General features: G+C 56.4%; 1 rRNA gene. It reads right to left on the bottom strand.

The window, feature by feature from the left end:
* Nucleotides 1-7: 7 nt before the first annotated feature.
* Nucleotides 8-2,675, bottom strand: a 23S ribosomal RNA gene (locus tag ABZ815_RS52675); the annotation flags it as partial.

The raw sequence follows: 2,675 nt of genomic DNA, 5'->3' as shown, positions 1-2,675 counted from the left end.
ATGCTTTGAGGTCAAGTCCTCGGCCTATTAGTACCGGTCAGCTCCACACATTACTGTGCTTCCACCTCCGGCCTATCAACCCGGTCGTCTACCGGGAGCCTTACCCACTCACGTGGTGGGAGACCTCATCTCAAGGCGAGCTTCCCGCTTAGATGCTTTCAGCGGTTATCCCTTCCGAACGTAGCCAACCAGCCGTGCACCTGGCGGTACAACTGGCACACCAGAGGTTCGTCCGTCCCGGTCCTCTCGTACTAGGGACAGCTCCTTTCAAGTCTCCTGCGCGCGCAGCGGATAGGGACCGAACTGTCTCGCGACGTTCTAAACCCAGCTCGCGTACCGCTTTAATGGGCGAACAGCCCAACCCTTGGGACCTACTCCAGCCCCAGGATGCGACGAGCCGACATCGAGGTGCCAAACCATCCCGTCGATATGGACTCTTGGGGAAGATCAGCCTGTTATCCCCGGGGTACCTTTTAGCCGTTGAGCGACACCGCTTCCACATGCCGATGCCGGATCACTAGTCCCAGCTTTCGCTCCTGCTCGACCCGTCAGTCTCACAGTCAAGCTCCCTTGTGCACTTACACTCAACACCTGATTGCCAACCAGGCTGAGGGAACCTTTGGGCGCCTCCGTTACCTTTTAGGAGGCAACCGCCCCAGTTAAACTACCCACCAGACACTGTCCCCGATCCGGATCACGGACCAGAGTTAGACGTTCAAAACGACCAGAGTGGTATTTCACCAATGACTCCACCCGAACTAGCGTCCGAGCTTCCCAGTCTCCCACCTATCCTACACAAGACGTTCCAAACGCCAATGTCAAGCTGTAGTGAAGGTCCCGGGGTCTTTCCGTCCTGCTGCGCGTAACGAGCATCTTTACTCGTAGTGCAATTTCGCCGGGTCTGCGGTTGAGACAGCGGGGAAGTCGTTACGCCATTCGTGCAGGTCGGAACTTACCCGACAAGGAATTTCGCTACCTTAGGATGGTTATAGTTACCACCGCCGTTTACCGGCGCTTAAGTTCTCACCTTCGCTGTGTCACCACAACTAAGCGGTCCCCTTAACGTTCCGGCACCGGGCAGGCGTCAGTCCGTATACATCGTCTTACGACTTCGCACGGACCTGTGTTTTTAGTAAACAGTCGCTTCCCCCTGGCCACTGCGACCCCCACCAGCTCCGAGTGCAAGACTCATCACCAGCAGAGGTCCCCCTTCTCCCGAAGTTACGGGGGCAATTTGCCGAGTTCCTTAACCACAGTTCACCCGATCGCCTTAGTATTCTCTACCTGACCACCTGAGTCGGTTTAGGGTACGGGCCGCCACAACACTCGCTAGAGGCTTTTCTCGGCAGCATAGGATCATCCACTTCACCACAATCGGCTCGGCATCACATCTCAGGATATATGCGAGGCGGATTTGCCTACCTCACTCCCTACATGCTTACCCCAGGAACAACCATCGCCTGGGCTGGACTACCTTCCTGCGTCACCCCATCGCTTACCTACTACCCGATCGGATCGAGCGTTCACTCTGACCCCAAGCCCGAAGGCTTTAGGCGAGCTAAGGACTCTTAGCATCACGAGGTTCGATATGGGCGCGTTAAAGCGGGTACGGGAATATCAACCCGTTGTCCATCGACTACGCCTGTCGGCCTCGCCTTAGGTCCCGACTTACCCTGGGCGGATTAGCCTGCCCCAGGAACCCTTGGTCATCCGGCGCGAGGGTTTCTCACCCTCGATTCGCTACTCATGCCTGCATTCTCACTCGCACAGCCTCCACAACTAGATCACTCTGCTGCTTCGCCGGCTGCACGACGCTCCCCTACCCATCCAGCCCGCATAGGACTGAATGCCACGACTTCGGCGGTGTGCTTGAGCCCCGCTACATTGTCGGCGCAGAATCACTTGACCAGTGAGCTATTACGCACTCTTTCAAGGGTGGCTGCTTCTAAGCCAACCTCCTGGTTGTCTCTGCGACTCCACATCCTTTCCCACTTAGCACACGCTTAGGGGCCTTAGTCGGTGATCTGGGCTGTTTCCCTCTCGACTACGAACCTTATCGCCCGCAGTCTCACTGCCACGCTCTCACTTACCGGCATTCGGAGTTTGGCTGACGTCAGTAACCTTGTCGGGCCCATCGGCCATCCAGTAGCTCTACCTCCGGTAAGAAACACGTGACGCTGCACCTAAATGCATTTCGGGGAGAACCAGCTATCACGGAGTTTGATTGGCCTTTCACCCCTACACACAGGTCATCCCCCAGGTTTTCAACCCTGGTGGGTTCGGTCCTCCACCCAGTCTTACCTGAGCTTCAACCTGCCCATGCGTAGATCACTCCGCTTCGGGTCTACAGCATGCGACTCAAACGCCCTATTCAGACTCGCTTTCGCTACGGCTACCCCACACGGGTTAACCTCGCCACACACCATAACTCGCAGGCTCATTCTTCAAAAGGCACGCAGTCACATCACACAAGGACCGAAATCCTTGTACGCTCCTACGGCTTGTAGGCACACGGTTTCAGGTACTATTTCACGACCCCTCACCGGGGCACTTTTCACCTTTCCCTCACGGTACTCGTGCACTATCGGTCATCAGGGAGTATTTAGGCTTACCAGGTGGTCCTGGCAGATTCACACAGGATTTCTCGGGCCCCGTGCTACTTGGGATCCCCTCAA

Source organism: Nonomuraea sp. NPDC047529 (genome assembly GCF_040642995.1).
Lineage (GTDB): Bacteria > Actinomycetota > Actinomycetes > Streptosporangiales > Streptosporangiaceae > Nonomuraea.
The sequence above is the reverse complement of the archived record's forward strand: the minus strand, read 5'-3'. Positions and strand labels throughout refer to the sequence as shown.